17 protein-coding genes are annotated in these 23,734 nt (G+C 65.1%); 9 read left to right on the top strand and 8 right to left on the bottom strand.

The features are described 5' to 3' along the window. Nucleotides 1-132 precede the first annotated feature (132 nt). Entirely contained in the window at nt 133-1,383 is a 1,251-nt protein-coding gene (locus VT03_RS15350; RefSeq protein ID WP_197489349.1) for a tetratricopeptide repeat protein, read from the bottom strand. Nucleotides 1,384-1,633: 250 nt separating this feature from the next. Here VT03_RS15350 and VT03_RS15345 point away from each other — a divergent pair, with 250 nt between their 5' ends. Together VT03_RS15345 and VT03_RS15340 are read left to right on the top strand one after the other, a co-directional pair. Beyond that, nucleotides 1,634-3,592, top strand: coding sequence for a hypothetical protein (locus tag VT03_RS15345; RefSeq protein WP_075093783.1), 1,959 nt, complete (start codon nt 1,634-1,636; stop codon nt 3,590-3,592). A gap of 450 nt (nt 3,593-4,042) precedes the next feature. Continuing rightward, nucleotides 4,043-4,843: a phosphoribosylformylglycinamidine synthase subunit PurQ gene (locus VT03_RS15340; RefSeq protein WP_075093782.1), complete on the top strand. Its 801-nt coding sequence runs from the start codon at nt 4,043-4,045 to the stop codon at nt 4,841-4,843. Nucleotides 4,844-4,871: 28 nt separating this feature from the next. Here VT03_RS15340 and VT03_RS15335 read toward each other — a convergent pair whose 3' ends face one another. The 4 genes from VT03_RS15335 to VT03_RS15320 all read right to left on the bottom strand — a co-directional run bounded on the left by VT03_RS15335 (nt 4,872) and on the right by VT03_RS15320 (nt 10,526). Next, nucleotides 4,872-6,455, bottom strand: coding sequence for a hypothetical protein (locus tag VT03_RS15335; protein ID WP_156514527.1), 1,584 nt, complete (start codon nt 6,453-6,455; stop codon nt 4,872-4,874). 201 nt (nt 6,456-6,656) lie between these two features. After that, entirely contained in the window at nt 6,657-8,303 is a 1,647-nt protein-coding gene (locus VT03_RS15330) for a hypothetical protein (protein ID WP_156514526.1), read from the bottom strand. Nucleotides 8,304-8,567: 264 nt separating this feature from the next. Continuing rightward, the gene (locus VT03_RS15325; RefSeq protein WP_075093779.1) at nt 8,568-9,530 is read right to left on the bottom strand and encodes a DUF1571 domain-containing protein; all 963 of its coding nucleotides are present in this window, start codon (nt 9,528-9,530) and stop codon (nt 8,568-8,570) included. 438 nt (nt 9,531-9,968) lie between these two features. Beyond that, nucleotides 9,969-10,526 (bottom strand): PDZ domain-containing protein, encoded by a 558-nt coding sequence (locus tag VT03_RS15320; protein WP_075093778.1) that lies wholly within the window; start codon nt 10,524-10,526, stop codon nt 9,969-9,971. A 396-nt stretch (nt 10,527-10,922) separates the two neighbouring features. Here VT03_RS15320 and VT03_RS15315 point away from each other — a divergent pair, with 396 nt between their 5' ends. The 3 genes from VT03_RS15315 (at nt 10,923) to VT03_RS15305 (ending at nt 13,346) form a co-directional block, all read left to right on the top strand. Continuing rightward, nucleotides 10,923-11,297, top strand: a complete 375-nt coding sequence (locus VT03_RS15315; RefSeq protein WP_156514525.1) for a hypothetical protein — start codon at nt 10,923-10,925, stop codon at nt 11,295-11,297. 462 nt (nt 11,298-11,759) lie between these two features. Further along, nucleotides 11,760-12,557: a Nif3-like dinuclear metal center hexameric protein gene (locus tag VT03_RS15310; protein WP_075097138.1), complete on the top strand. Its 798-nt coding sequence runs from the start codon at nt 11,760-11,762 to the stop codon at nt 12,555-12,557. A 108-nt stretch (nt 12,558-12,665) separates the two neighbouring features. Then, on the top strand, nt 12,666-13,346 hold the full coding sequence (locus tag VT03_RS15305) for a Uma2 family endonuclease (protein WP_075093776.1): 681 nt from the start codon (nt 12,666-12,668) through the stop codon (nt 13,344-13,346). 27 nt (nt 13,347-13,373) lie between these two features. On the opposite strand, the gene acs is transcribed toward VT03_RS15305, so the two are convergent. Further along, complete coding sequence (gene acs / locus VT03_RS15300; RefSeq protein ID WP_075093775.1) at nt 13,374-15,335, bottom strand: acetate--CoA ligase; 1,962 nt, start codon at nt 15,333-15,335, stop codon at nt 13,374-13,376. 405 nt (nt 15,336-15,740) lie between these two features. On the opposite strand from acs, the gene VT03_RS15295 reads away from it, so the two are divergent. Then, nucleotides 15,741-16,301 (top strand): hypothetical protein, encoded by a 561-nt coding sequence (locus VT03_RS15295; protein WP_075093774.1) that lies wholly within the window; start codon nt 15,741-15,743, stop codon nt 16,299-16,301. A 281-nt stretch (nt 16,302-16,582) separates the two neighbouring features. Here VT03_RS15295 and VT03_RS15290 read toward each other — a convergent pair whose 3' ends face one another. Next, on the bottom strand, nt 16,583-18,826 hold the full coding sequence (locus VT03_RS15290; RefSeq protein WP_075093773.1) for a PQQ-dependent sugar dehydrogenase: 2,244 nt from the start codon (nt 18,824-18,826) through the stop codon (nt 16,583-16,585). Between the two features lie 250 nt (nt 18,827-19,076). Between VT03_RS15290 and VT03_RS15285 the strand changes: the two genes are divergently transcribed. The 3 genes from VT03_RS15285 (at nt 19,077) to VT03_RS15280 (ending at nt 22,127) form a co-directional block, all read left to right on the top strand. Next, nucleotides 19,077-20,378, top strand: coding sequence for a hypothetical protein (locus VT03_RS15285; RefSeq protein ID WP_075093772.1), 1,302 nt, complete (start codon nt 19,077-19,079; stop codon nt 20,376-20,378). A gap of 111 nt (nt 20,379-20,489) precedes the next feature. Continuing rightward, the gene (locus VT03_RS32750; protein WP_197489348.1) at nt 20,490-20,885 is read left to right on the top strand and encodes a magnesium chelatase domain-containing protein; all 396 of its coding nucleotides are present in this window, start codon (nt 20,490-20,492) and stop codon (nt 20,883-20,885) included. A 15-nt stretch (nt 20,886-20,900) separates the two neighbouring features. Continuing rightward, nucleotides 20,901-22,127: a YifB family Mg chelatase-like AAA ATPase gene (locus tag VT03_RS15280; RefSeq protein ID WP_082846240.1), complete on the top strand. Its 1,227-nt coding sequence runs from the start codon at nt 20,901-20,903 to the stop codon at nt 22,125-22,127. A 35-nt stretch (nt 22,128-22,162) separates the two neighbouring features. On the opposite strand, the gene VT03_RS15275 is transcribed toward VT03_RS15280, so the two are convergent. Beyond that, nucleotides 22,163-23,593 (bottom strand): DUF1501 domain-containing protein, encoded by a 1,431-nt coding sequence (locus VT03_RS15275; RefSeq protein WP_197489347.1) that lies wholly within the window; start codon nt 23,591-23,593, stop codon nt 22,163-22,165. Between the last annotated feature and the right edge of the window lie 141 nt (nt 23,594-23,734).

Genomic DNA, 23,734 nt, shown 5'->3' with positions numbered 1-23,734 from the left:
CACAAACTTCTTCAGACATCTCTCGACGAGAGGGCCTCCGGCGGGCAAGAGGGCGTTGCCCCCTTGCATCCCCCACCAGGGTGCCCCTGGACCCGGTGAAAATGGGCGCCGAGACCGCTTTTGCCCCGTCGCTCAGCGGTCCGTATCACCGGACTTCCGCTCGGGACCCTTCGCATCCGGCGCCCGCAGCGACTTCAGAAGCGCCTGAGCCCCCGCATGCTGCGGATCGTACTGAAGGACGCCAGTCAGCCACGCTTCCGCCTGCCGCTCCGAGATGTACTGCGCAAAGATCCGCCCCAACTCGTATCGCGCTTCCACGTCCGCCGGGTTCTTGCGGATCCGTTCGAGATAGTGATCGCAGTCAGCGACCGCCTTCTCCGTCTCCTCCACCCGCTCGAAGTCCGCCTTCGCCTCGGCGGTTCGGCCCAGCCGCGACAACGTCCGGGCGTAGACGTAGCGGAGCTTCCAGTCGTGCGGATTGCCGTCGAGCGCCGTCTTCAGCCAGCGTTCCGCCTCTTCGTTCCGCTCAAGCCCGGCCGCCACCCGGCCCCGCTCCGCCTCATAGGCCACGGCCGCCGCCTCGGCAGTCTGGCCCAACTGGACGAGTTGCTGGGCCAGAGCATCCCGGTCCTGCGACTCCAGCGGCGCGAGGATCTGATCCGCTTCAGCGAAGCGCTCGAGATGCCGCAGCGCGGCCGCTTCCCCCAGCCGGGCCGCGGCGGAAACGTCGAGCCCCTCCGCGCAGCGGCGGGAGTGGACGAGCGCCGTCTCCGCATCCCCGCCGTCGAACGCGATCCGCGCCAGCGAGTACTCCGCGGGGGCAAAGACTCCGCCCGCCTTGACCGAGGCGCGTCGATACTCTTCCTTGGCCTGCGACTCCGCGCTCGTATGCTCGAGGATTCGTCCCCGCAGGAAATTGGGCCGGGGGTCCTTGGGGAAGTCGGTCTCCCAGCTGTCCAAGAGGGTCAGTGCGGGAGGGAACTCATACTTCCGCAGGCATCCCAGGACGTACGCTTCCGCCAGCGTGTCCCCTTCGATCTCCGCGCGGACGAACAGGTTCGCGACACGGGGATCGACCGAAGGGAGCCCTCCGCTCTGCAGTTCCGCCAGGAGCTGCTCCGCCGCCACGAGCGACGGCGGATACCCAAGCGCCGCCGCGTCCCGCAGGTGCTTGTGCATCGCCTCGAACTGTCCCCGCTTGCGGTCGAGCCGGGCCCGCAGCAGCTCGGTGCGGCTGTCGCGCGGTCCGAGCCAGCCGGCGCGATTCAGCCATCGCTCGGCGGTGTCGAATCTCCCGAGTCGCATTGACTGCAGCGCCCGCGACTGGCACCAGGGAACGCCGGCGAGCACGGCCGTCACGCCGAGGGCGATCAGGACCAACAAGGCGATCCAGATCCGTTTCCGCCGCGGGCGGGAGGATTGGGCCGTGGCCGGACTCGGCGGAGGAGTGGGTACGGGCGATGCGGACATGAAGTAATGATGAAGTGTTCCCGGGAGACTACCGCTCGCGCCCCGGTTGCGTAAACCGTCGAATCCGGTCCGCGGCCGGAATCTCGGCCCGCCGATTCCCATTTACGCCGTCTTGGGCCGGGGGGATAATCGCGGCGCGGTTGCCACTGTTGGGGAGTCGGTCATGCTCGCGCGTCGATGCTGCGTTCCGCTTTTCCTGGGTCTGTGCCTGCTCCTTGGCGGCGGAAATGCTCTGGCCCAGGAGCAGTTCGAGCTGAGTGTCGCGGGGCGTCCGGACCTCGCTTCGCAGGCGACCCTCGACCGCGACACGCTGGTCATCGTCGACGCCGCGGGGACGCGCTTCGACTACGAGCGGGCGCAGCGTCTCGACTCCGCGGACGGCCGGTATCTCGGATTCTTCTCCGCGGTCGCGGGGCAGGCGGTCCGCTGGCCGATCAGCGGGACCGGAACGATGCTCATTGGCGACGCAGCCGGGAAGGCGTGGCGGCCGGGGCGGCAGCAGATCGCGGCGGTCCGTCCCGCCGGACCGATGCCGGGGCGAGGGCCCGGGGTCCTGGGACCGGCCGCGGCGCCGGGAGGCGCGGGAGTCGTCGGCCCCGGCATGCTCGGATCGGGTTCGCTCGCTTGGCTCTCTCACGGTCCGACCGCGACCTGGACCGCCCACATCTCGCCGGCGGGCAAGCTTCTGTTCTTCGACGGCCATCGCGACAAGTGGACCCACCACCAGCTCGAGGTTCCAGTGCCGCTCGTTCCCGGAGCGCCGCTGACGATCGTGGAGGATCCGGCGGGGGCGACTCCCCGGTTCCTGACCGTCGATCCGAATGGCCACCTGATCGACATCGCCGGAGGGTCGACGGTGCGGACGCTGGCCGCGACGGTCCAGTTCCCGCCGGGGGCCAACCTCGGCACGATCCGCACGGACGCGGGGACGTGGGTGCTGCTCTGCGATGCGCGGGGGAAGGTGTGGGAGATCGACGTCCTTCGTGGCCGGGCCTCGATGGTGGAGCCGCACGAAGGGGTGTATCCGGCGGGGGCCCCGATCGCGACGCTCGTCGATGGGCCGCGGGCGTCCGCCTACGTCGTCGACAAGCAGGGGACGCTGGTCGAGTACGTGCGGGCCGGCGGGTGGAGTCCGGCGACGCCGGTTGGTTCGGGGTTTGTCCCGGGCTCCTCGGTCTCGGCCGCGGCGATTCCGGCGCTCGGCGGGAACGGCGTGGTGGTGGCGGCGGTCGACTGGACCGGAAAGCTGGCGATCTGGAAGAAGGATGTCCGGGGCTGGAGCAGTGACGCGGTGACTTCGACGCGGCTGTCTCCGGGGGCGCCGGTCGCGGTCGGGATGGCTCCGGAGGGGCCGCTGGCGTCGGCGATCGGGACGGATGGCAACTGGTATGTCTGGAACTACACGCCGGCGGGGATGTGGGTGCCGACGGTGATCAGTGCGGGGTTCGTCTCGGGGGCTCCGGTGTTGTTTGATCCGGCCTCGATGACGTTCTTTACGACTGACATTCACGGGCATCTCATCGCGAGCGCCTTGGCGGCCGGGAAGTGGACGAGTTATTTCCTCGTCCCGGGGTTGGCCTTTACGCCGCAGCTGGTCAGCCGGCGGGTGATCCCGAATCCGCCGCTGCCGCCGGCGCGGGTCTCGCTGGACAACTCGGGGCCGGACGAGCTGATTGTGCAGGTGGTCGATCAGGCGGTGCCGATGGCGCCGCCGGAGGTTCGGATTCCTGCGGGTGCGTCGTCTCCGGTGGCGTTTGAGCGGGATTCGGGGGGGACGTTGGAGGAGGTGTATTTAGCGCCGGGTCCGTTGGGGACTTTGGTGGAGCAGGTGGAGCGGTTTCCGATTCCGCCGCAGCCGCGGTACACGATTGTGGCCTGGTCGAACAAGGTGACGTATCAGTACATCGATCGGCGGAAGGAGAAGCCGAAGGGGGCTGTGCCGAGTTTCGATTTGAAGAGTCATGTGAGTCTGGGTGTGTTCCCGATTCCTCCCGGGGACCTGTTGCCGGAGGGTGGTCGGGTGGATGTGTATCGGGAGGCGACGTTGCAGCGGAATCCGGGTGCGGTGTTGCATTATCCGCGTCCGGCGGCGGCTCCGGTTCAGTTTCAGCAGGCGGAGTGATGGCGCTGCGCGGAGGGGGAAGACTTAAGGCGGAAGGCTGAAGGTAGAGGGGGACGGGCGATCTGGTGCTGGGCCAATGCACCGGGTCCAGGGGCACCCTGGTGGGGAGTGCAGAGGGGCAACGCCCCTTTGCCCGCCGGAGGCCTGGCCGTCGAGAGATGCCTGAAGGAGAACGTGTCCAAACGCGGACATCGCGCCGTATGCCCCCACACCAACCCGCTGGCCTCACAAAGCGGGCGTCCGTTGCTCACCACGGTTCCTCATGGAAGCGCCTCCGGCGGCAAGGGGGCCTGTGTTGTTTCTTTGGCCCCTTGACCCCGGCTGCCGTGGCACGTTGGGTTGGAGCTACCGGAGCCGCGCCGGCAGGGACGGTTCCACACCGTCGACGCTGCGGCCCAGACACCTATAATGGCCCGCCCCGTCCGAAATTGCCCAGGATCCCCGCCAATCATGGCCAGCCCGCGCATCTGCGTCCTTCGAGCCCCCGGAACCAACTGCGACGTCGAAACCGCCCACGCCTTCGACACTTGCGGCGGCACGGCCGAACGGATCCACCTCTTCCGGCTGCTCGAAAACCCCGGACTCCTCAAAGACTTCCAGGCCCTCTGCATCCCCGGCGGATTCAGCTACGGCGACGACCTCGGCGCCGGCGTCGTCTTCGGAGCCGAACTCCAGAACCGCCTCGGCGACACCATCCGCGAATTCCTCTCGCGCGACACCCTCGCCCTCGGCATCTGCAACGGCTTCCAGGTCCTGATGAAGTCCGGCATCCTCCCCGGCGGCGCCGCCACCTGGCCCCCCAAAGAACAACCGGACGCCACCCTCACCTGGAACCAGAACGGCAAATACACCGCCCTCTGGGTCCGCCTCCGGACCGCCTCCTCCAAAAGCGTCTTCCTCAAGGGGATCGAAAGCATCGAGCTCCCGATCGCCCACGCCGAAGGCCGCATCGTCACCCGCTCCCCCGAAGTCCTCAGCGGCTGGAAGCGCGAAGACCAGGTCGCCCTCCGCTACTGCAGCGGCGACCCCACCTCCGGCGAAGACGAGCTCCTCCCCTACCCCGTCAACCCGAACGGCTCCCTGGCAAACATCGCCGGCCTCAGCGACCCGACCGGCCGCATCCTCGGCCTCATGCCCCACCCGGAACGCTTCCTCTTCGCCACCCAGCATCCGCAGTGGACCCGCCGCAAACTCCGCGGCGAAGGCGAAGGGATCAAGCTCTTCCGCAACGCCGTCGCCTACTTCGGCTGAGCCCTCCCTTTGGCTGATTCGGGAACGGCTACGGGATGAGCAGGACGACTCGCTCGTCGTCAAACCCGGTTCCGTCCTCGTGCGTCTTTCCTCCATCATCCTTCTCGTTCAGCCCGACGCTGTAGACGGTCATCCCGCGCTCGTTCGCGCGGATGCGAATCGGGCCCCCCGTAAAGGGATCGATCGGTAAGGGCTCCCCTGCCAGAGCTTCGGGCGACATGAGGCTCGAGTCGCTCCGCTCGGACTGGATCCGGACGCGAAAGGCGGTCTCCAGGACGATGGCCCGAGCCTCGCTGGCCGTCTGCGTCTTCTCGCATCGGCTCACTCCCGCGACGAGCAGCGAGATCATCACCTTGGCGGGAAGTTCCGCCGCTTCCTCTCGGGACGACAGGAGGTATTCGGTCAGGAGCGGACCGGTTCCTCCCGTGATCGGACCAATCTCGTCTTCCAGCCGCTGTTCGAAGGCGGCGATCCGCCGCGTTCGTTCCCGGTGGTCTCCTGGTTCCATCGCGGCGGCGAGTTCATCATAGATCCGGTTTCCGTACCGGAGCGTCACATTCACATCTGCCGTCGCGGACACCGCTTTGGCGACGGCATCGGCCGTTCCCTGGGCCAGCCGATTCGAGACGATGTCCGCCCAGGACGGATCGCGCCCGGCGGACAGGTCGTAGTACAGACCGACGATGTCTCGCATCGAACACGACCCGGAGCAAAACGCGGTCACGGCATCGGCGTAGGCGAGCCGGTCGGTTTCAAGCACGGTGAAGAACGGGCGGCTCCTGGCCAGGGGAGCCAGCTCGTCCCACTTCGCCTGCAGCTCCTCGGCGGACGCATTCGTGTGGGACAGATACTGGACAACGGCCGGCTGCGCGATGGTCCGCAGCGCGATCGCCGTAAACAGCTCCACCATCGTCCAGCCCTGCTCGACATGTCCGGCCATGCGGTAGACCGTCATCAGGTCCGCCCAGGCGGCGTCCGAGTCCCCTTCGCCGACGCTTTGCATGGCGCGAACCGTCAGCAGCCAGGCGAATTCACGACACGCCTGCACGTGTGGAAGCAGAGCTCCCGCGACCTCCGGCTTAGGCCAGTCGACGACGGGAGCGAACGCCTTGGGCCGCTTCGCCGCTGCGGTGCCGGCGGCCAGAGCCTCCTTGTTTCTTTCCAGCCAGGCCTGAACGCGCGGAAAGTCCTCTCGTTTCCAGGGAGCGGCCGCCGCCCGATGGACTGACTCGTAAAACTGGTTCGCAGCCTCGCCCGAGCCCCCCGCCAGCCGTGCTCGGCTGGTGAACTTCGGCTGCAGTCCAATCGGCACCCCCAGAGCCCGCTCCATCGCATGGATGTATTCCGGGGGGGACTGATCGGCGTTCCCCATCGCCACCCACATGGCCGCCCAGAAGTTCTCGTCGAGAGTGACGCCCGCTCCCATCCGCCGGTTGAGAGCGGTGACGTAGTCGGGATAGCCGTCCGCCGTCCGGGGCTCGCTGATGACCGTCGTATCGCGACCGAACTGCAGCCCGATCTCCGCCGCGGATCGACGGCGGAGCGTCTCCCCCGCTTCTCCGACAGAGGCGAATCCTCCGATGGCAACGATCGCCAGGGAGCAGCGCGTCACGTGAGGGATGAGAGCTGCGAACCGACGAGTGCGCAGCGGCATCGAAGAACAGAGGAGGCCCATCGCAAACTCTTGAGGTGGGAGGCGAGTCCTGGTCCGGACCCGATTCCGTGGAACCGCAGCGCCGAGTCTGTATCCGCGGACGGGACCACAACGCGATCCTCGTGATCCGTCCCTCGGGATGGCCTACAGACACGAAGACTACGGGACAATGATCACGACGCGGTGGTCGTCGAGGTCCTGCCCATCGCTGAAGGTCTTGCCCGCGTCGTCCTTCTCGTTCCGGCCGACGCTGTAGACCACCAGCCCCCGCTCGTCGGACTTCAGCTTCAGCGGAGCTCCGGTGAACGGATCGGCCGGCACCGGCTTGCCATCCGCCAGCTCGTCGAGCGAGGCGGGGAGCTTGTCGGTCTTGAGCAGGTGCTGCTGGATCCGGAACGCGGTCTCAAGGACCGCCGCCCGGGCTTCCCCCGAGGTCTGGGCCTTTTCGCATCCCGTCACAGCGGGAATCAGCAGCGAGATCAGGACCTTCGCGGGGACTTCCGCCGCCTCTTCACGAGACGAGAAGAAGTATTCGGCCAGAACGCTCCCTGCTCCGCCGCGGATCGGGCCGATCTCCTTCTCGATGTGCTTTTCGAACGCCTTGATCCGCTGCAGCCGCTCCTGATGCGTCGCTGGGGTCATGGTGGCCGAGAGTTCGTCGTACATCCGGTTGCCGTAGCGGAGCGTGACGTTCACGTCGGTCGCGGCGGCAACGAGCTTTGAGAACGTATCCTCGGCCCCCTTCGCGATCCGGTCGGAGACCGACTGGCTCCAGGAGAGCTCCTGCTGGATCGCTCCGTTGCCGACCATGCCGGTCAGCTCCTGCATCTTGACCGACCCCGAAACCATCGCCATGACGGTGTCGGCGTACATCAGCCGCTCCGTCTGCATCATGTCGCCGAATGACCGGGGACTGCTGAGCGGAGCGAGCTCCTGCCATTTCGCCTGGAGCTGATCGGCGGTCGCGCCGGAGTGGACCAGCCACTGCGCGACCCCCTCCTGCCCGATCGAGCGGATCGCCACGGCGACAAGCTGCTCAATGAGGGTCCAGCCCTTCTCGACGTGCCGCGCGATCCGGTGGACCGTCATCAGGTCGTTCCAGGCCGCCTCCGAATCCCCTTCACCCAGGCTCCGCATCGCGCGGGCGGTGAGCAGCCGGGCGAACTCCCGGCTCTTCTGAATGTGCGGCAGCAGGACGCCGATCAGTGCGGGGTTCGTACTGCTGATTGCGGGGGAGAACGCCTTCGGCCGCTTCGCCGCAGCGGTCACGCCGGCCATCACCGCTTCGTTGGCTTCGAGCCAGGCCTGGACCTGCGGGTAGTCGGCCCGCTTCCACGGCTCCGACATCGTCTTCGACTGCAGCTCATAGAGCGCGTTGGCCGCTTCTCCCGTGACCCCGGCCACAACCGCCAGGTCCCGGATCTTCGGCTCCATCCCGATCTGGACTCCCAGGATCCGCTCGACCTCATGGATGAACTCCGGAGACGACTGTTCGCCGTTCCCCATGGCGACCCACGCCCCCGCCCAGAAGTTCTGACTCGCTTCGACCCCGGCTCCGTTCCGCTGATTGATGTAGGCGATGAAGTCCGGATAGCCGTCCGCCGTCAACGGCTGGGTGATGATCGTGGTCTCGGGACCGAGCTGCAGACCGATGTCCGCCGCCGGCAGCCGCTCGACCTTCTCGGCGGCAAGGCCGCTGGAGACCATTCCGCCGAAGGCGACTGCGGCGGAGAGGAGGCAACGGGAGGCGGTCGACAGGCGGAATGACCGGCGGGAGCGAAGCGAAGACGCGGACAGCAGTCCCATGACAACCTCGGCGAGCGTTTGGTCCGTGTGGAAGGAGGCCATTCTGCCCGATCGTCTCCTGGCCGCGAAGCGCCGGCTGTCCACTCAGGAGGTCCGGAGGCCCCGGTGATGCCGGCCAGGAGGTTCGAGATCGGCAATGGCTTTCCGCAAAGTACGTCCGCGGAGGCCGAACCGTGAGACGAATCCGGAAAAGAAATCACCCCGGAAAGCCTGCCGTGAAGGCAAACAGTCCGGGGCGAGGAGACGTCCGCTGTCTGGACGTCGTTACTTCAGCCGCAGGGCATACTTCCGGTTCTTGGGGTCGAAGTCCTTCTCGGGAACTTCGTCATACACGGCGATCTCATGATACCGGTAGCACTCGAGGAGCGTGTCCTCGTCGGGAGCCGGGCTCCCGTTCTCGTCCCAGCCGTGAGTCCGGGCGAGGACCGGCATCTCAAATTCCTTGTCGAGGCAGAGCTCGACCTTGCGGTACGGATGTCCCGGTTGCGGCGTCTGGTAGGTCGCGGTGAAGTGGCTGCAGGGGCGGCCTTCATACGTCCCCTCGTCAACGAGCTGGCAGGTCATCGCCGCGTTCGTTTCCAGGTCCTTCACCAGGACCGCCTGGATGAGCCTGGCGAGTTCGACCATCCCCAGGTTCGTGATCGGGTAACGGGAGCAGGCCATCGCCCGCTCATCCCGCGGATCCATCTTGAGCGTCCCGGCGAGCCGTCCCTTCAGACCACCCGGCTGAACGAGGACCTGATTGTCGTACTCCCCATCGATGTAGAGAGCCTGCTGACCGACTTCCCCCGAACGCCACTTCATGTAGACCCGAAACGGCGTGTGGGCGAGCTTGAGGTCAATCTCTTCGTCGTCACTCAAGGCGCCGTCGATCCGCTCCTGCTTGAAGAACTTCGCCTGATATCCCGGCACCTGCTCGAACTGGTCGATGCCGTTGGCCAGGGTCTCCACGACCCGTTTGACCGCGGCCTTGCCGGTGAGCCGCCCGGGCCGATCCGCCTGATCCTGAACCACGTCGCGAGCATCGTCCGGGACGATGTCTGGCGTGTTCGATGCGGCCGGCCGATAGGCGGTCGCCGCCGCGACGGCTGTCTCACGCGTATTCGTCTCCCCCTCCGCGACCCGCGGAGTCTTGACGAACATGAACCCGCCGAGGGCGATCGCGACGACCGCCGCACCGCTCAGCTCCGCAAAGACCGCCGGTCGCTTCCAGGATCTCTTGGGCACCGCTCCGTCTCGCGAAGTATGGGCTCGTGACATCTGAGGACGAGGCGTGACCAGGATCGGGTCGAATCCTGTTCGCGATGTTGTGCCTGGATTGAACATGGCATGCTCCCTGGAAATCCTTGCCAAGTGCGCTGGCAAATCTTTCAACTGGACGAGCATGCATGAAGGCAAACACCGTGCCGGGGTGCCGATGGTCGATCGGCGACCGGATCGTTCACGGTTCTGGATTGCGGTCGGTCAAGTTCTTCCCCCACCCCGGGCTGTCGACACCACGTCTGTCGATAAAAACGCCAATAACGACGAGGTTTCACCGGGATTCTGGACGGCGACCGGCCGATTCCTGCCCGTCGATCGGCCACCCCTCGGCGCACGAAAAAAGGGCTTCCCCGTGTCTGCTCGGGAAAGCCCTCGGTATCGCGGCCGTTCGAGGTCGCGTAATCAGAACGGTCGGGACAACGACTGTTGTTGTGAGTAGAGTCGGACCGGGCCGTGGCCATGCCCGTGGTCATCGAGGAAGACCGTCTGCGTCGGACGGGTCCGGCCGGTCCGGACGTCCCGCACGACCAGCCGGATGCGGGACGTGCCGTTCAGGGCGTCGTGATAGTCGTGCTCGCAGTCGAGACGACGGTTGTTGACCCGCACGATTACGTCTCCGGCTTCCAGGCCGAGGCGCTGGGCGATCGACCCCGGGAACACCCGATCGACGAACATCCCTTCGCCGTCGTGGAAGTGGCCGAGGAATCCGAGCGTGACCCGGTCATCGTGTCCCGGGAATTGTCCGGGGGGAACGAGCGTCGGTTGCGGCGTCGCGACCGGCGGGACATAGGGGAGCGTCTTCGGCGGCGACGGAGCGGGCCAGTACGGTTTGACCTGAGCCTGCGGCGGGAGCGGCTGCGGTGCGGGAGGGATCTGAAGGTAAGGAGGCTTGGCGAACGCCGTCGCACCGAGTGCGAGGGCCATGGCCGTCACGATCGAAGTCAGTGCAAGGCGGGGCATGGTTTCTCTCCTGAGTGGGGATGCCTCGTCATTGAGACATCCGTTGGTCTGCCTCGTGGCAGGGATAGCGGAGAGAAACGCAGGGCCGGTGCCAACACCGGCAGGCCTTGCCGGGTTTCATCCTAAGTCATTCTTTCAGAGCTGTTTGTAACTGAGGGCCCGCTTTTCTGGCGCCGATGTGCGTCGCGAGAATCGTCTTCATTGTGATTCGTGCTCTCCCAATTCGATGTCACACCCAGGGCCGGTTGTGACGACAGACCGGGCATCCGGGTGGGGGATGGCGGGGCGGTTTCCATCACAGAGGGTCGATGCGGAATATTCCTTGCCGCATCGAGGTCTACCGAGATGGTGCCGCACAGCGTTCACGCGGCCAACTTCCTGCCGGAGAGTGCGATCATGATTCGATTCGCCATGTTCCTGATAGCCTTGACCCTCTGCAGTACCGGGTGTGAACAGGCTCCGTCCAAGTCCGCGGGTGATGCCGTGAAGGCCGCGGGACAGGGGGCCAAGGAAGCGGGGGATGCCCTGCAGGCGGCCGGTGAGAAGGCGGCGGAGAAAGTGGAGAAGGGAGTCGACAGCGCGGCCAAGACGCTGGAGAACGTGGCCGACAAGACTCAGGAGGCGGCGAAGAACGTGGGGGCCGAAGCGGAGAAACTTGGCGAGAAGGCGGGCGAGGTGACTGAGAAGGCCGTTGACGCGGCCGCGGGTGCGACGGAGAAGGCGGCCGGAGCGGTCAAGGAGGCGGTGCAGCCGTCGTCCTCCGGCAAGTAGTAGGGCGAGCGCCCAATACCGGGTCCAGGGGCACCCTGGTGGGGGATGCAAGGGGGCAACGCCCTCTTGCCCGCCGGAGGCCTGGCCGTCGAGAGATGTCTGAAGGAGTGTGTGCCCGAACGCGGACACCGTGCCGTATGCCCCTCACCAACCCGCGGGGATTGCAAAGCGAGCGGGGAAGTCCTCAACGCCGATCCCACAAAGGGATCGTCCGTTGCTTACCACGGTTCCTCGTAGAAGCGCCTCCGGCGGCAAGGGGGCGTGGCCCCCTTGACCCCAGGCTGCCGTGGCACATTGGGTTTGAGCTATGGACGCTGTGCCGGCAAGGACGCGTGCCTCATGGACCGACTCCCATCCAGCGAATGCACCCGGCACCAGCGCCGAGGATAGATGTCATTGCGCGAGGCCGATTACAATCAGGAAGGCGTTGCTCTCCTGGCGACTCGAATCGGGCGGTCTCGCATGCGTCGCGTTCAAGACATCATGACCTTCCTTGAACAGTTCGCTCCCCTGCAGCTGGCGGAGTCATGGGACAACGTGGGTCTGCTGCTAGGCGATCGAGAGCGAACCGTCAGCCGCGTCATGACCTGCCTGACGCTGACACCCGACGTGGCCGAGGAGGCGGTTGACGACAAGGCCCAGCTCATCATCTGCCACCATCCGATCCTCTTCCGCGCGGTCAAGCGGCTCACCTCCGACACCGACGAGGGACGGATGCTGCTCCAACTGATGGAGTCGCGGATCGCCGTCTATTCGCCGCACACCGCCTTCGACAGCGCGGCGGAGGGGATCAACGCCAGCATCGCCGCCGGTCTCAAGCTGGAAGAGGTCCGTCCGCTCCGACCGCACGCGATCGACCCGGAAGGGGCGGTCGGCGGGGGACGCTGCGGCCGGCTGGCCATGCCGATCGCCCTTCGCGAGCTGATCGCGCGGGCCAAAAAGCTCCTCTCCGCGCCCGCCGCGAAAGTCGTGGGGGATCTCAACTACCCGGTCCAGTCGGTCGCCATCGCCTGCGGGAGCGGGGCGGAGTTCCTGCCGGACGCGGTCCGGGCGGGATGCGACGTCCTGATCACGGGAGAAGCCCGGTTCCACGCGTGCCTGGAGGCCCGCTCCGGTCCGACGGCGCTCGTCCTGCTCGGCCACTACGCCACCGAGCGTCCCGGCGTCGAGCGGCTGGCGGTCCAGATCGCGGAGAAGTTCGCGAAGATCACCTGCTGGCCCAGCCGCAAAGAGACCGACCCGGTTCGCTGGGTCGGTTAAGGAGCCGGACGTCCAGGGGGAGCCACCCCAGCTTCCCGGGTAGGCTCACGTCCTCCGCGCGGGATAGAATCCCGAGGGGACAACAGACCGCCATTTCGCGTGACGCCCATGACTGCGAGCATTCTCTTCGAAGACGAGCTTCGCATCCCGTACGGGATCGACTCGCTCGCGGCGTTTCGCCAGTGGGCGTTCTCTGAGGAGTTTCCGGAATCGGGCCGGATCGACTACGTCGACGGATCGATCGAGGTGGACAGCAGTCCCGACAACCTGTTCTACCACTCCGCCCCGAACACCGAACTGGGGGCCGTGATCCGGTTTCGCCTCAAGGCGACTCGCGTCGGCCACGTCTTCATCGACAACACTCGCGTAAGCTGCCCCGATATCGACCTCAGCGTCGAGCCGGATGTCGTGGTCGTGTCCCACACGGCCATCGAGTCGGGACGGGTACGGCTCATCCCCGCGGCGGCCGGAAAGCCCGGGAGCTATCTGGAGATCGAAGGCCCGCCCGACCTCGTCGTCGAGGTCGTCAGTCCCAGTTCCGTCGCCAAGGACACCCGGCGTCTTCGCAAGGCGTATTTCGACGCCGGGGTCGAGGAGTACTGGCTGGCGGACGCGCGGGGGACGGAGCTGCGGTTCGAAATCCTCACCCGCAGCGAAGCGGAGTTCGTCGCCGCCCCGGTCGATGGCGAAGGCTTCCAGGCATCCCGCGTCCTCGCGGCCCGCTACCGCTTCGAGCGGGCCACGGGACCGGGAGGGCTGTGGGAATACGAGCTCGTCGAGCGCCTCTAGCGCGTCTCTGACGCCGCGCCGGAAGGACTATTCGTCCTCTTCCCGCAGCTTCGCCAGGACCGTGTAGTCCTCGAGCGTCGTCGTATCGCCCTGAGATTCCTTGCCCGCCGCGATGTCGCGGAGCAGGCGCCGCATGATCTTGCCGCTGCGGGTCTTGGGCAGGGCGCTCGTGAAGCGGATCTGATCCGGCGTCGCCAGGGCGCCGATCTGCTTGCGGACGTGGTTGATGAGGTCCTGCTTGGCGGCGTCTTCCGGCGTCTGCCCCTTCGGGATCACGAAGCAGCAGATCCCTTCCCCCTTGATCTCGTGCGGGAAGCCGACGACCGCCGCCTCGGCGACGAGCGGATGCGAGACAAGAGCGCTTTCGACCTCCATCGTCGAGAGCCGGTGACCCGAGACGTTCAGCACGTCGTCGACGCGGCCCATGACCCAGTAGAACCCGTCTTCATCGCGGCGGGCTCCGTCCCCGGCGAAGTAGCAGCCTTCGATGTCGCTGAAATAGGTCTTGAGATACCGGTCGTGGTCGCCGTAGAGCGTGCGGAGCATGCTCGGCCAGCTCTGCTTCATGACCAGCAGACCCCCTTCGTTCGGGCCAAGCGACTTGCCGCTCTTGGTCACGATGTCCGGAACGACCCCCGGCAGCGGACGCGTGCAGGAGCCGGGCTTGGTGCTGGTGATCCCCGGAAGCGGGCTGATCATGATCGCGCCGGTCTCGGTCTGCCACCACGTATCGACAATCGGGCACCGCTCCGCGCCGATGACCTTGTGGTACCACATCCAGGCTTCGGGATTGATCGGCTCGCCGACCGAGCCCAGGAGCCGCAGCGACGACAGATCATGCTTGTTCGGCCACTCGTCCCCCCACTTGATGAACGCGCGGATCGCGGTCGGGGCGGTGTAGAAGATGCTGACCTTGTACTTCTCGATGATCTCCCAGAACCGGCCGTTGTCCGGCCAGTTGGGCGCCCCTTCGTACATGACGACGCTGGCGCCGTTCGCGAGCGGGCCGTAGCAGATGTAGCTGTGGCCGGTGATCCAGCCGATATCGGCGGTGCACCAGTAGGTGTCCTCTTCGCGGAGGTCGAAGACCCAGCGGGTCGACATCTGGGCGCCCAGCAGGTACCCGGCGGTCGTGTGCAGGACCCCCTTGGGCTTTCCGGTCGAGCCGGACGTATAGAGGATGAAGAGCGGATGCTCGGCGTCGACCGCAACCGCCTCGCAGTCGGCGGAGGCCTTGGCCATCAGGTCGTGCCACCAGTAGTCCCGGTCCGGGACCATGTTGACCGGCGAGCCGGTGCGGCGGACGACGACCACCTTTTCGACGGTGGTCGACTTCTTGAGGCTCTCGTCGACGGCGGACTTGAGGGGGACTTCCTTACCGCGCCGCCAGCCGGCGTCGGCGGTGACGACCACCTTGGACTGGGCGTCGTTGTTGCGGTCGGCGACCGCGTCGGCGGAGAAGCCGCCGAAGATGATCGAGTGCGTCGCGCCGATCCGGGCGCAGGCCAGCATGGCGATCGCCAGCTCGGGGATCATCGGCATGTAGAGGGTGACGCGGTCACCGGTCTCGACGCCGAGCTGCTTGAGGACGTTGGCGAACTTCGAGACTTCGCGCTGGAGGTCGCCGTAGGTCAGGACGCGGGTATCGCCCGGTTCCCCTTCCCAGATGATCGCGGCCTTGTTCTTCCGCCACGTCAGGGCATGGCGGTCGACGCAGTTGTAGCAGGCATTGATCTGGCCGCCGCCGAACCACTTCGTGTTCGGCATCGTCCCTTCGCACGCCTTGTCGAAGGGCTTGGACCAGCTCAGGGTCTCGGTGGCGATCTCCCCCCAGAAGCCGGCGGGGTCGTCCTTGGCCCGGTTCCACATCTCCTGGTACTGCTCTTCGGAGGAGATGTTGGCCTGGGCGGTGAAATCGGCAGGCGGGGGGAACCGGCGCGTCTCGTGGAGGACGCTCTTGATACTTTCGCTTGAACCAGGCTGGGACATGAGTGGCGAGGCTCCCCGCAAACGCAAAGGCACGGAAAATCAAAGGTCGCCGATGCTACGGCTGAGCGGAAGGGGATTCAAGCGGGGGGAGAGGGGGAGGCTTGAGGCGGAAGGCGGAAGGCTGAAGGTAGAGAGACCGGAGGGGCATTCCGTGCGATTTCCGCCGTACCGACATCCTCACAGTCCCTCCAAAAACCTTGCGAAAAACCTCTTCCTTCCCCCTTCGGCCTTAAGCCTTCCGCCTCCCCTGTCAAACTTTGCCGGCTGGGCAAGAGCGAAAAGCTGTCTCGGTTGTGTGAGCGGTTCGCGAATGGGTGGTTGTTCCCGCGGAATTGGGCGGCGTCTCGGGGCGGGCGGACGCCGATATGACAGAAAGGAAAAAGTCGCACGGAAGGGGTGTCGCCCATGCGGCAGACAGCGGTGGTCATTGGAATTCTCGCCACAGCGCTCGGGATGAGCGGCTGCTGGGGGAGCTCCGCTGGATACGCGTTCAAAGGGGACGTGATCGGCAAGACCACGCTGGAGGAGGTTCTGACCCGGCACAAGCGGGACACGATCGACCGGTATGGCAACCGGCGGACAATTCCGGTCGTCGAGATGGTCGGCGACATGAAGGCGTGCGCGATCGTCGGTGAGTTTGAGCGTCCCGAGTACAAGAAGCTGACCGCGGCGGGACTGCCGATCGAGCAGCTGGCTTACGGGTTTGCAGACGACAAGCTGGTCCGGATCTACGGGACCGTTCGCGGTCCGGGGGCCGAGAGCCTGATCAAGCGGGCTTTCACGGAGAAGTATGGGCCGCCGACGCGAAGCGATGACGCCAAGCGGACGCTGACGTGGGAGAACAAGGCGTCCCAGCTTGAGGTTTATGGGACGGACAGCTACGCGACGTTCGCTTTGTCGCACAAGAAGCTGTATCTGGAGCGGACGAAGACGGCGGAAGCGAAGTCACTGGCCGACGATCTCTAAACCGCTCTTGCCGGCACCGCTGTATAGCTCAAACCCAACGTGCGACGGCAGCCGGGGTCAAGGGGGTCTCACCCCTTGCCGCCGGAGGCGCTTCCATGAGGAACCGTGGAACACAACGGGCGTCCGCTTTGTGCTCCCAGCGGGTTGGTGTGGGGATATACGGCACGCTGTCCGCGTTTGGACACGATCTTCTTCAGGCATCTCTCGACGGCCAAAGCCTCCGGCGGGCAAGGGGGTGTGACCCCCTTGCATCCCCCACCAGGGTGCCCCTGGACCCGGCTCTATGGGGCCTTCTGTGGTAACTCGCGGATCCACTTCTCGATGATCCGCAGCGCATCTTCATCCACCACTCGCGTCGCCAGCGGTGGCATCTGCCGCTCACCACGATGCGCAATCCGCTGGAACAAATCCGACTCCGCCGGCTCCCCCGGCTTCACCAGCCGCCACGACTCCGGCAACCGCCGCCTCTGACCCGGCGGCTTGTCCACCACATTCACCGACTCCAGCGGCGAATGAAACCGGAAGTCCCGGTTCCCCGGCGCAATCCCCGACGGCCGGTGACACACAACACAATTCACCTCCAACCAGGCCCGCGCGAGGACGTCCGTGTCCCCCAGGGGGGAGGATTTCGGGGCCGAACCGGAGCCGTGTTGTGGACTCCGATCCCAGTTCCCAAATCCCCACTCCGGAAAAGCGTCCTGCTCCTTCGCGGGCTTGTCCGGAACGCTCTTGAATAAACCCAGCTTCGAAAACAGATCGATCTGATTGGCCGACCCCTCACCGCACGTCAGCGTCCGGTTCATCTGCCGCGTGTTCAGACCCAGCACAAACCCCTCCCCCTTCGTATGACAGGCCATGCAGTCGGCCCGGTCGGGGAAGTAGTACGGCTGAGAAATCGTCCCCTTCGCCGTCTCGATCTCAATTGGCCGCGTCTCGCCTTCCTCCAGTAGGGTCGCCTCCGTCTCGTCGTCGTTGTAGACGTAGGTGTACCCCTTCCACCCCTCCGGCGAGTGAACGAAGAGCCGGGTCTCCAGCCGTCGCGGTTTCTCCATGCGGACCCGGTCCTGGTGCATCCAGAACGTTTTCACAAAGACAGTCCCAACCGGGAACTCCCACTTGTCCCGCTCATGGAACGTGATGGACCCCGCCTTCGGCAGGGCAACAAACCGCTCCTTCACGGCGAAGTCGGACCAGAACGGAACGTTCACCTCGTACGGGATCAGACTCTCCACCGGCTCATTCCCGGCTACCGACCGGAACAGCCCCGTCTCCGACAGCTTCCGCGGAAACGCGGCAGCGATCGCCTTCCGATCCTTGCCCGACGGCGCGAGCCGGTACAGGCCACCGTCGAACGCGCACAGGTACATCTCCCCCTGGGCGTCCTCGCCAAAAGCGGCGATCTGCAGATTCGTCTCCGCCACCTGCGGATTCTCGGAAACTCGCTCTCCTTCACGGCGGATCACCCAGACCTTGCCGGTGAGGTAGTCGCCGTAGAAGTACGCCCCGTCGTACTCCCGGAGCGACGGGCCGCGATAAGCCACTCCTCCGGTCACCGACTGACCGTCCGTCCGGAAGTATTCGACCAGGGGCTCAATCAGGTCCGCCGGCTTCTCGGGATCGCTCGGCTCGAAGTCATGGAACCCTTCGCGGATGTTCCATCCGTAGTTGCCGCCGCGGCGGACAAGGTCGATCTCTTCAAACCGGTCCTGCCCGACATCTCCGGTCCAGAGCTCCCCGGAGCGGCGGTCGACGGCGATCCGCCACGGGTTCCGGAAGCCATAGGCCCAGATCTCTTCCTTCGCTCCCGCCTTGCCGACGAACGGGTTGTCCTTCGGGATCCCGTAGGGACGATCGTCGGACGGATGATCGACATCGATCCGCAGGATCTTGCCGAGCAGCGTCCCCCGGTTCTGAGCATTGCTGTGCGGATCGTCGCGGAGGCCGCCGTCCCCCAGGCCGATGTACAGGAATCCGTCGTGGCCAAACCGCATGCTGCCGCCGTTGTGGTTCTCGTACGGCTGCGGAATGACGAGCAGTCTTTCTTCGGAGTCCCGGTCGGCCTTGTTCGGATCGTCCTTCTGGACGCGGAACCGCGCAATCACCGACGCCCTGGGCTTCGTCGAGTAGTAGACGAAGAACTGGCCGTTCTCCCGGTACTGCGGATGAAAGGCCAGACCGAGCAGCCCCTCTTCGTTTCCTTTGGAGAGCACGACATCGCGCAGGTCGAGGAACGTCGCCGCCCCCTTGGCGTCGTCGCGATCATCGAAGACGAGAATCCGCCCCTTCTGCTCCAGCACGAAGTTGCGGTGCGAGCCATCGTTCGGCGCGGTCAGCTCGACCGGCCGCTCGAAGGTCAGGTTGGGGAACGCCCGGACCGCTTCCAGTGGCAGCGGATCGGGGGATCCCATGAGTCGGGACGTATCGGTCGGCTGAAAGCGGTCCGGCAGCTTGGGCGTCGCTTTCTCCGCCCCCCAGGCGGTCATCGCCGCCAGCATCAGCCACGTCACTCCCAGTCCGGCACGCATTGCACTCCTCCTCGGCCCAAGCAGCGTTGGCAAGTGCTATGCCGGTGATCCGGAGAGGCTGTCGGCAAGGAATTATGGTCCAAAGCCCCACGATTGAGGTCTCCGGAACGCCACGTCGCCCGTCGAACGATCACTGTCCGGCCTCTTCCGGGCTTCCGTCCGAGCCGCGCAACATCGAATTGTCAGCGGAGGGCGGGTAGGCTGTTTGAGGAAGGGCGGTCGATTTCCGGGCCCGGTTAGGATTGGTCTCATGCGGCGCTTCTGGCTTGGTTCTCTCGTGCTGTGCGGATGTCTCTCAGGAACACCCCTCTGGGCGCAGGGTCAGCAGAAGTCCGCGCAGAATTCGCTGGCGCTCTCGTCCGCCACGGCCGGGAAGGACCCGGTCGAGCGGGCGGCGTTCGAGCACGCCCTCGATGAGGAGCAGCTGAAGGCTCTCCAGGGCCAGACGGTCAAGCTGCTCATGAGAAACGGCGACGAGGAAGAGAACGTCGTCATCAAGAAGTTCGTGACGGGGAAGCAGGCGGACCGGTTCCGGTCGATCGACGTCCTGCTGAACGGCAAGACGTCGCGGAAGATCAACGCCGAGAAAGTGTTTCAGATCGAGGCGGAGTCGGTCGTCTATCCGCTGAGCTACCTGCCGACGCAGAAGATGTACGTCCTCGACGACCTCGCGGCCCGGACAGAAGAAATCAGCAGCCGGCTGGCCAAGACGCAGTATCACAAGTTCTGGGGGGAACTCTCGCAGGAGGAGATCGGCAAGGAGACGACGAAGCAGAAGGAGGAGCTGCAGAAGGTGGGGCAGCACTTCGGCCGCCTGCCGATGCAGCTTCACGAAACGAAGTACTTCCTCTTCTTCACCGATATGCCGGCCGGCCAGGCCGCTCCGTTCACCGCACACCTCGACAAGATGTACGAATTCCTGGGGCAGGCGTTCGGGATCAAGCCCGGGACGAATGTCTGGCAGGGAAAGTGTCCGGTCGTCTGTTTCACGAACCGGGGGGACTTCTACGAATACGAGACGCGGTTCATGGACAACCCCAACGCCGTCGGCGCCCAGGGGATCTGCCACGCCAACACGCTCGGGGCGGTGACGATCTCCTGCTATCGGGGAGAGAATCCGGACTTCTTTGCCGCGGTCCTCGTCCATGAGACCGCCCACGGCTACATCCATCGGGTCAAGACCTCGACCTTCGTCACCACCTGGGTCAATGAGGGGATCGCGGAGTGGGTCGCGGCGGCGATCGTCCCGAAGGAAGGGAAAGCGGGAGAGATCGGCCGCCGCCAGCGGGCGGGGGCGGAAGTGGTCACGAACGCGGGCCGGCTGGGACCGTTCTACGACCTGGAAGGGCTGAACCGCGACCAGTACGGGATCGCCAGCTCGATGGTGGAGCTCCTGCTCAAGATCAACCCGGAGCAGTTCAAGCTCTTCTTCAACGGGATCAAGGAAGGTCTCGAGTGGGAAGACAGCCTGACGCGAGCCTACGGAATGAACCGCGCGGACCTGACGCGGCTCTACGGCCGCACGCTCGGGCTTCCGAACCTGACCGAGTGAAGAACTCCGTTCACCGGCGTCTCGACCTCCACGGGCTCAGTTTGAGACAGGTCAGTCCGCTGGTTTACCATTCTCAATGGTGCTGACTCTCTTCTGATGCGAGCAAGGGCCATGGCAGTCAACAAGACTTTGTTTCGACCGTTTCTTTCGAAGCGAGAACTTCTTGAGTTACTGAATCGCGATCACTCTTTGAATGGCGGAGTCGTCTTCGGAATCGAAGGACGAGTGATTGAGCTGCAGGCCCGAGCTGTTTCCGTTTTCGACGAGCCTTGTCCTTGGAGAAATGCTGTAGAGATCTCCGGGATGGCCGGCAGCGTCGTGCGCGAAGCTCTGTCTCGAATCTCCGGCGCCTTTGCGAAACTCCGAGTTCCCGAGCCGCAGGTTGAGATCCTGATCAATCTTGCGCCCGCAGACCTGCCTAAGGACGGCACATGGCTCGATCTTCCTCTCGCGATCATCATGCTTCAGGCCGCCGGCTTGTTACCGGATCTTGCTGAACACAAATAGGGGGACTACCTCTTGATGGGGGAACTGGGCCTCCATGGCGAGGTGCGACGTGTGCCTGGCGCGCTGTCCCTTGCCTACGAGGCGAAACCCGGTCAGAAGCTAATTGTGCCTACGGGGAATGAGAAAGAATGCGCTCTGATTCTCGCCAAGCCGGGACACGAAGGTTGCGGCGTGTTTCCCGTTTCTTTGCTGGAAGAGGTGGTGGAGTTTTTTGGAGGACGGAAGGGGCTGGAGAATGCTCTCTCGAAGCCAATTGAGTTCGAGAATGCAATCGATCGAGCCGTGGATTTCGGTAAGGTCCGCGGACAGGCCCGTGCTAAACGTGCGGCGATGATCGCCGCATCGGGAGGGCACAATCTCCTCATGATTGGTCCTCCAGGTGAGGGCAAGTCGCTGATCGCAGGTGCTATTGCCGGCATCTTGCCGCGGCTCAAGGATGACGAAAAGGTTCTTCTCACCAAGATCTACTCCGCCTGCGACGCCCTGTCGCGAGACGGCCTGGCCGTGACTCGTCGTCCTATGCGGACAGTACATCACTCCGCTTCGAAGCAGTCTCTCGTCGGAGGGGGCAGCGGTGTTGCGAGACCGGGCGAAATCACGTTGGCTCATTTGGGAGTGCTCTTTCTTGATGAGTTAGCGGAATTCAGCGGCTCAACGCTGGAGGCACTTCGCCAGCCTCTGGAGTCCGGTGAAGTGACTATCTCAAGAGTCAACGCCACGGTCAGCTACCCATGTCGATTCTCGCTTGTCGCCGCGATGAACCCGTGCCCATGCGGTTATTTCGGCACCCCACAGTGCACTTGTCGAAAGGGTGAGGTTGACAAGTATCAGAAGAAGCTAAGTGGCCCCATCCTTGATCGAATCGATCTGAAAGTGGACATGGATCGACTCAGCGTTGATGAGCGCTTCGCTCCGACGGAAGAAGGTGTTTCTGCTCGCATGCGCGCGCAGACCGAGAAGGCCCGGCAACGTCAGCATCAGCGTTTCAATGGAACATCGATTCCGTGTAACGCAGCGATCCCCGGCGGTCATGTCTTGGAGTACTGCGACCTGACGTCGGATGGATTGTCCAGCTACAAGCGGTTCATCGAGAGTACGAGCCTGTCGACACGCTCGATGGACCGGCTCGCCAAAGTCGCCCGAACCATTGCGGACCTAGAGGATCGTGAGCAGATCGAACCGCATCACATTGAAGAAGCCGGTTCGTTCGTAACTGGTGGAGCGTTGCTGACGAAGTTCTAAGTAGACGCTCCTTTGGAATTTGGCCTGATGTCATGTCACGCCAGCAGTCCGTGAACGACTTCCCCGTGCACGTTCGTCAGCCGCCGTTCGATTCCGTTGTGGTAGAACGTCAGCCGCGTGTGGTCGAGTCCCAGCAGGTGCAGCACCGTCGCGTGGAAGTCGTGCCAGTGGACCTGGTTTTCGACCGCCTTCCAGCCGATCTCGTCGGTGGCGCCGTACGCGATTCCGTGCTTGAGTCCCGCGCCCGCCATCCAGGTCGTGAACCCGTACTGGTTGTGGTCGCGGCCTTTGCCCAGGACGTCTGAGGCGGACTGCGTGAAGGGGGTCCGTCCGAACTCGCTCGTGAACAGGACGAGCGTGTCTTCGAGCATTCCCCGCTGACGGAGGTCGCGGAGGAGTCCCGCGATCGGCCGGTCGATCCGTAGCGCCTCCTGGCCGTGGTTCTGCTTCATGTCCTCGTGTCCGTCCCAGTTGATCCGCGGCGAGCCGAACGCGCCGCCGGAGTACATCTGGACGAACCGGACCCCTTTCTCCAGCAGCCGCCGCGTCAGGAGGCAGGTCCGTCCGAAGTCGCGCGTTTCGTCCCGGTCGAGGCCGTAGAGCGCGTGCGTCGCGGCGGTTTCGCCGTCGAGGTCGGTCACTTCGGGGACGGCGAGCTGCATCCGCGCGGCCAGTTCGTAGCTCCGCATGCGGGCGGCGAGGGCGTCGTCTCCGTCGTGGCGGTCGAGGTGGTCGCGGTTCATGGCCGCCAGCAGATCGCGGGAGGCGGCTTCGGTCTCTTTGGGGATGTCGCGGGCGGGGAACAGGTCTTCGACCGCCTTCCCCTGGCTGCGGAGGATGACTCCCTGATGCCGGGCGGGGAGGAAGCCGTTGCTCCAGTTGATCGATCCTCCGGCCGGGATGCCGCGGTTGTCGGGGATGACGACATAGGCGGGGAGGTCTTCGGTCTCGGCCCCCATACCGTAGGAGAGCCAGGCTCCGGCGGTGGGAAAGCCGTTGAGTCGGAAGCCGGTGTTTTCCTGGAAGGTGGCGGGGGTGTGGTTCGATGTCTCGGCGAACATCGAGTGGATGATGGTCAGTTCGTCGGCGACGTCGCCGAGGTGGGGGAAGAGTTCGGAGACCCAGAGTCCGGCTTCGCCGCGTTGTCGGAAGGCCCAGTCGCTCTGGCGGAGGAGGCCGATCTGTCCGAAGAAGACGTCGGCGGACTCGATGCCGCCGAACTTTTTGCCGTGGTAGGTCTCGAGGGTCGGTTTGTAGTCGAAGGAGTCGACCTGGCTGAGTCCGCCGCAGAGGCAGATGTGGATGGCGCGGCGGGCTTTGCCTGGGTGGTGTGGCCAGGGATCTCGGGCTTCGGGGGGCGAGCCGGCGGCTTGGAGGGAGGGTGTGTTGAGGAGGGAGGCGAGTGCGGCTCCGCCGAGTCCGGAGGTGGCCCAGTGGAAGAAGTCGCGGCGTGACAAAGGAGGCATAGCGCTCGCTCCAGGAGGTTCCGTTCAGTCTAAGAGAGGCATCAATTCCCGTCGATGCGAAGCGCCGCACCCCATACCGGGTCCAGGGGCACCCTGGTGGGGAGTGCAGAGGGGCAAGGCCCCTTTGCCCGCCGGAGGCCT

Origin of the sequence: Planctomyces sp. SH-PL14, from assembly GCF_001610835.1 — a bacterium.
Taxonomy (GTDB): Bacteria; Planctomycetota; Planctomycetia; order Planctomycetales; family Planctomycetaceae; genus Planctomyces_A.
Note: the sequence above shows the minus strand (reverse complement) of the source record. Positions and strands in the feature narration are given on the sequence as shown.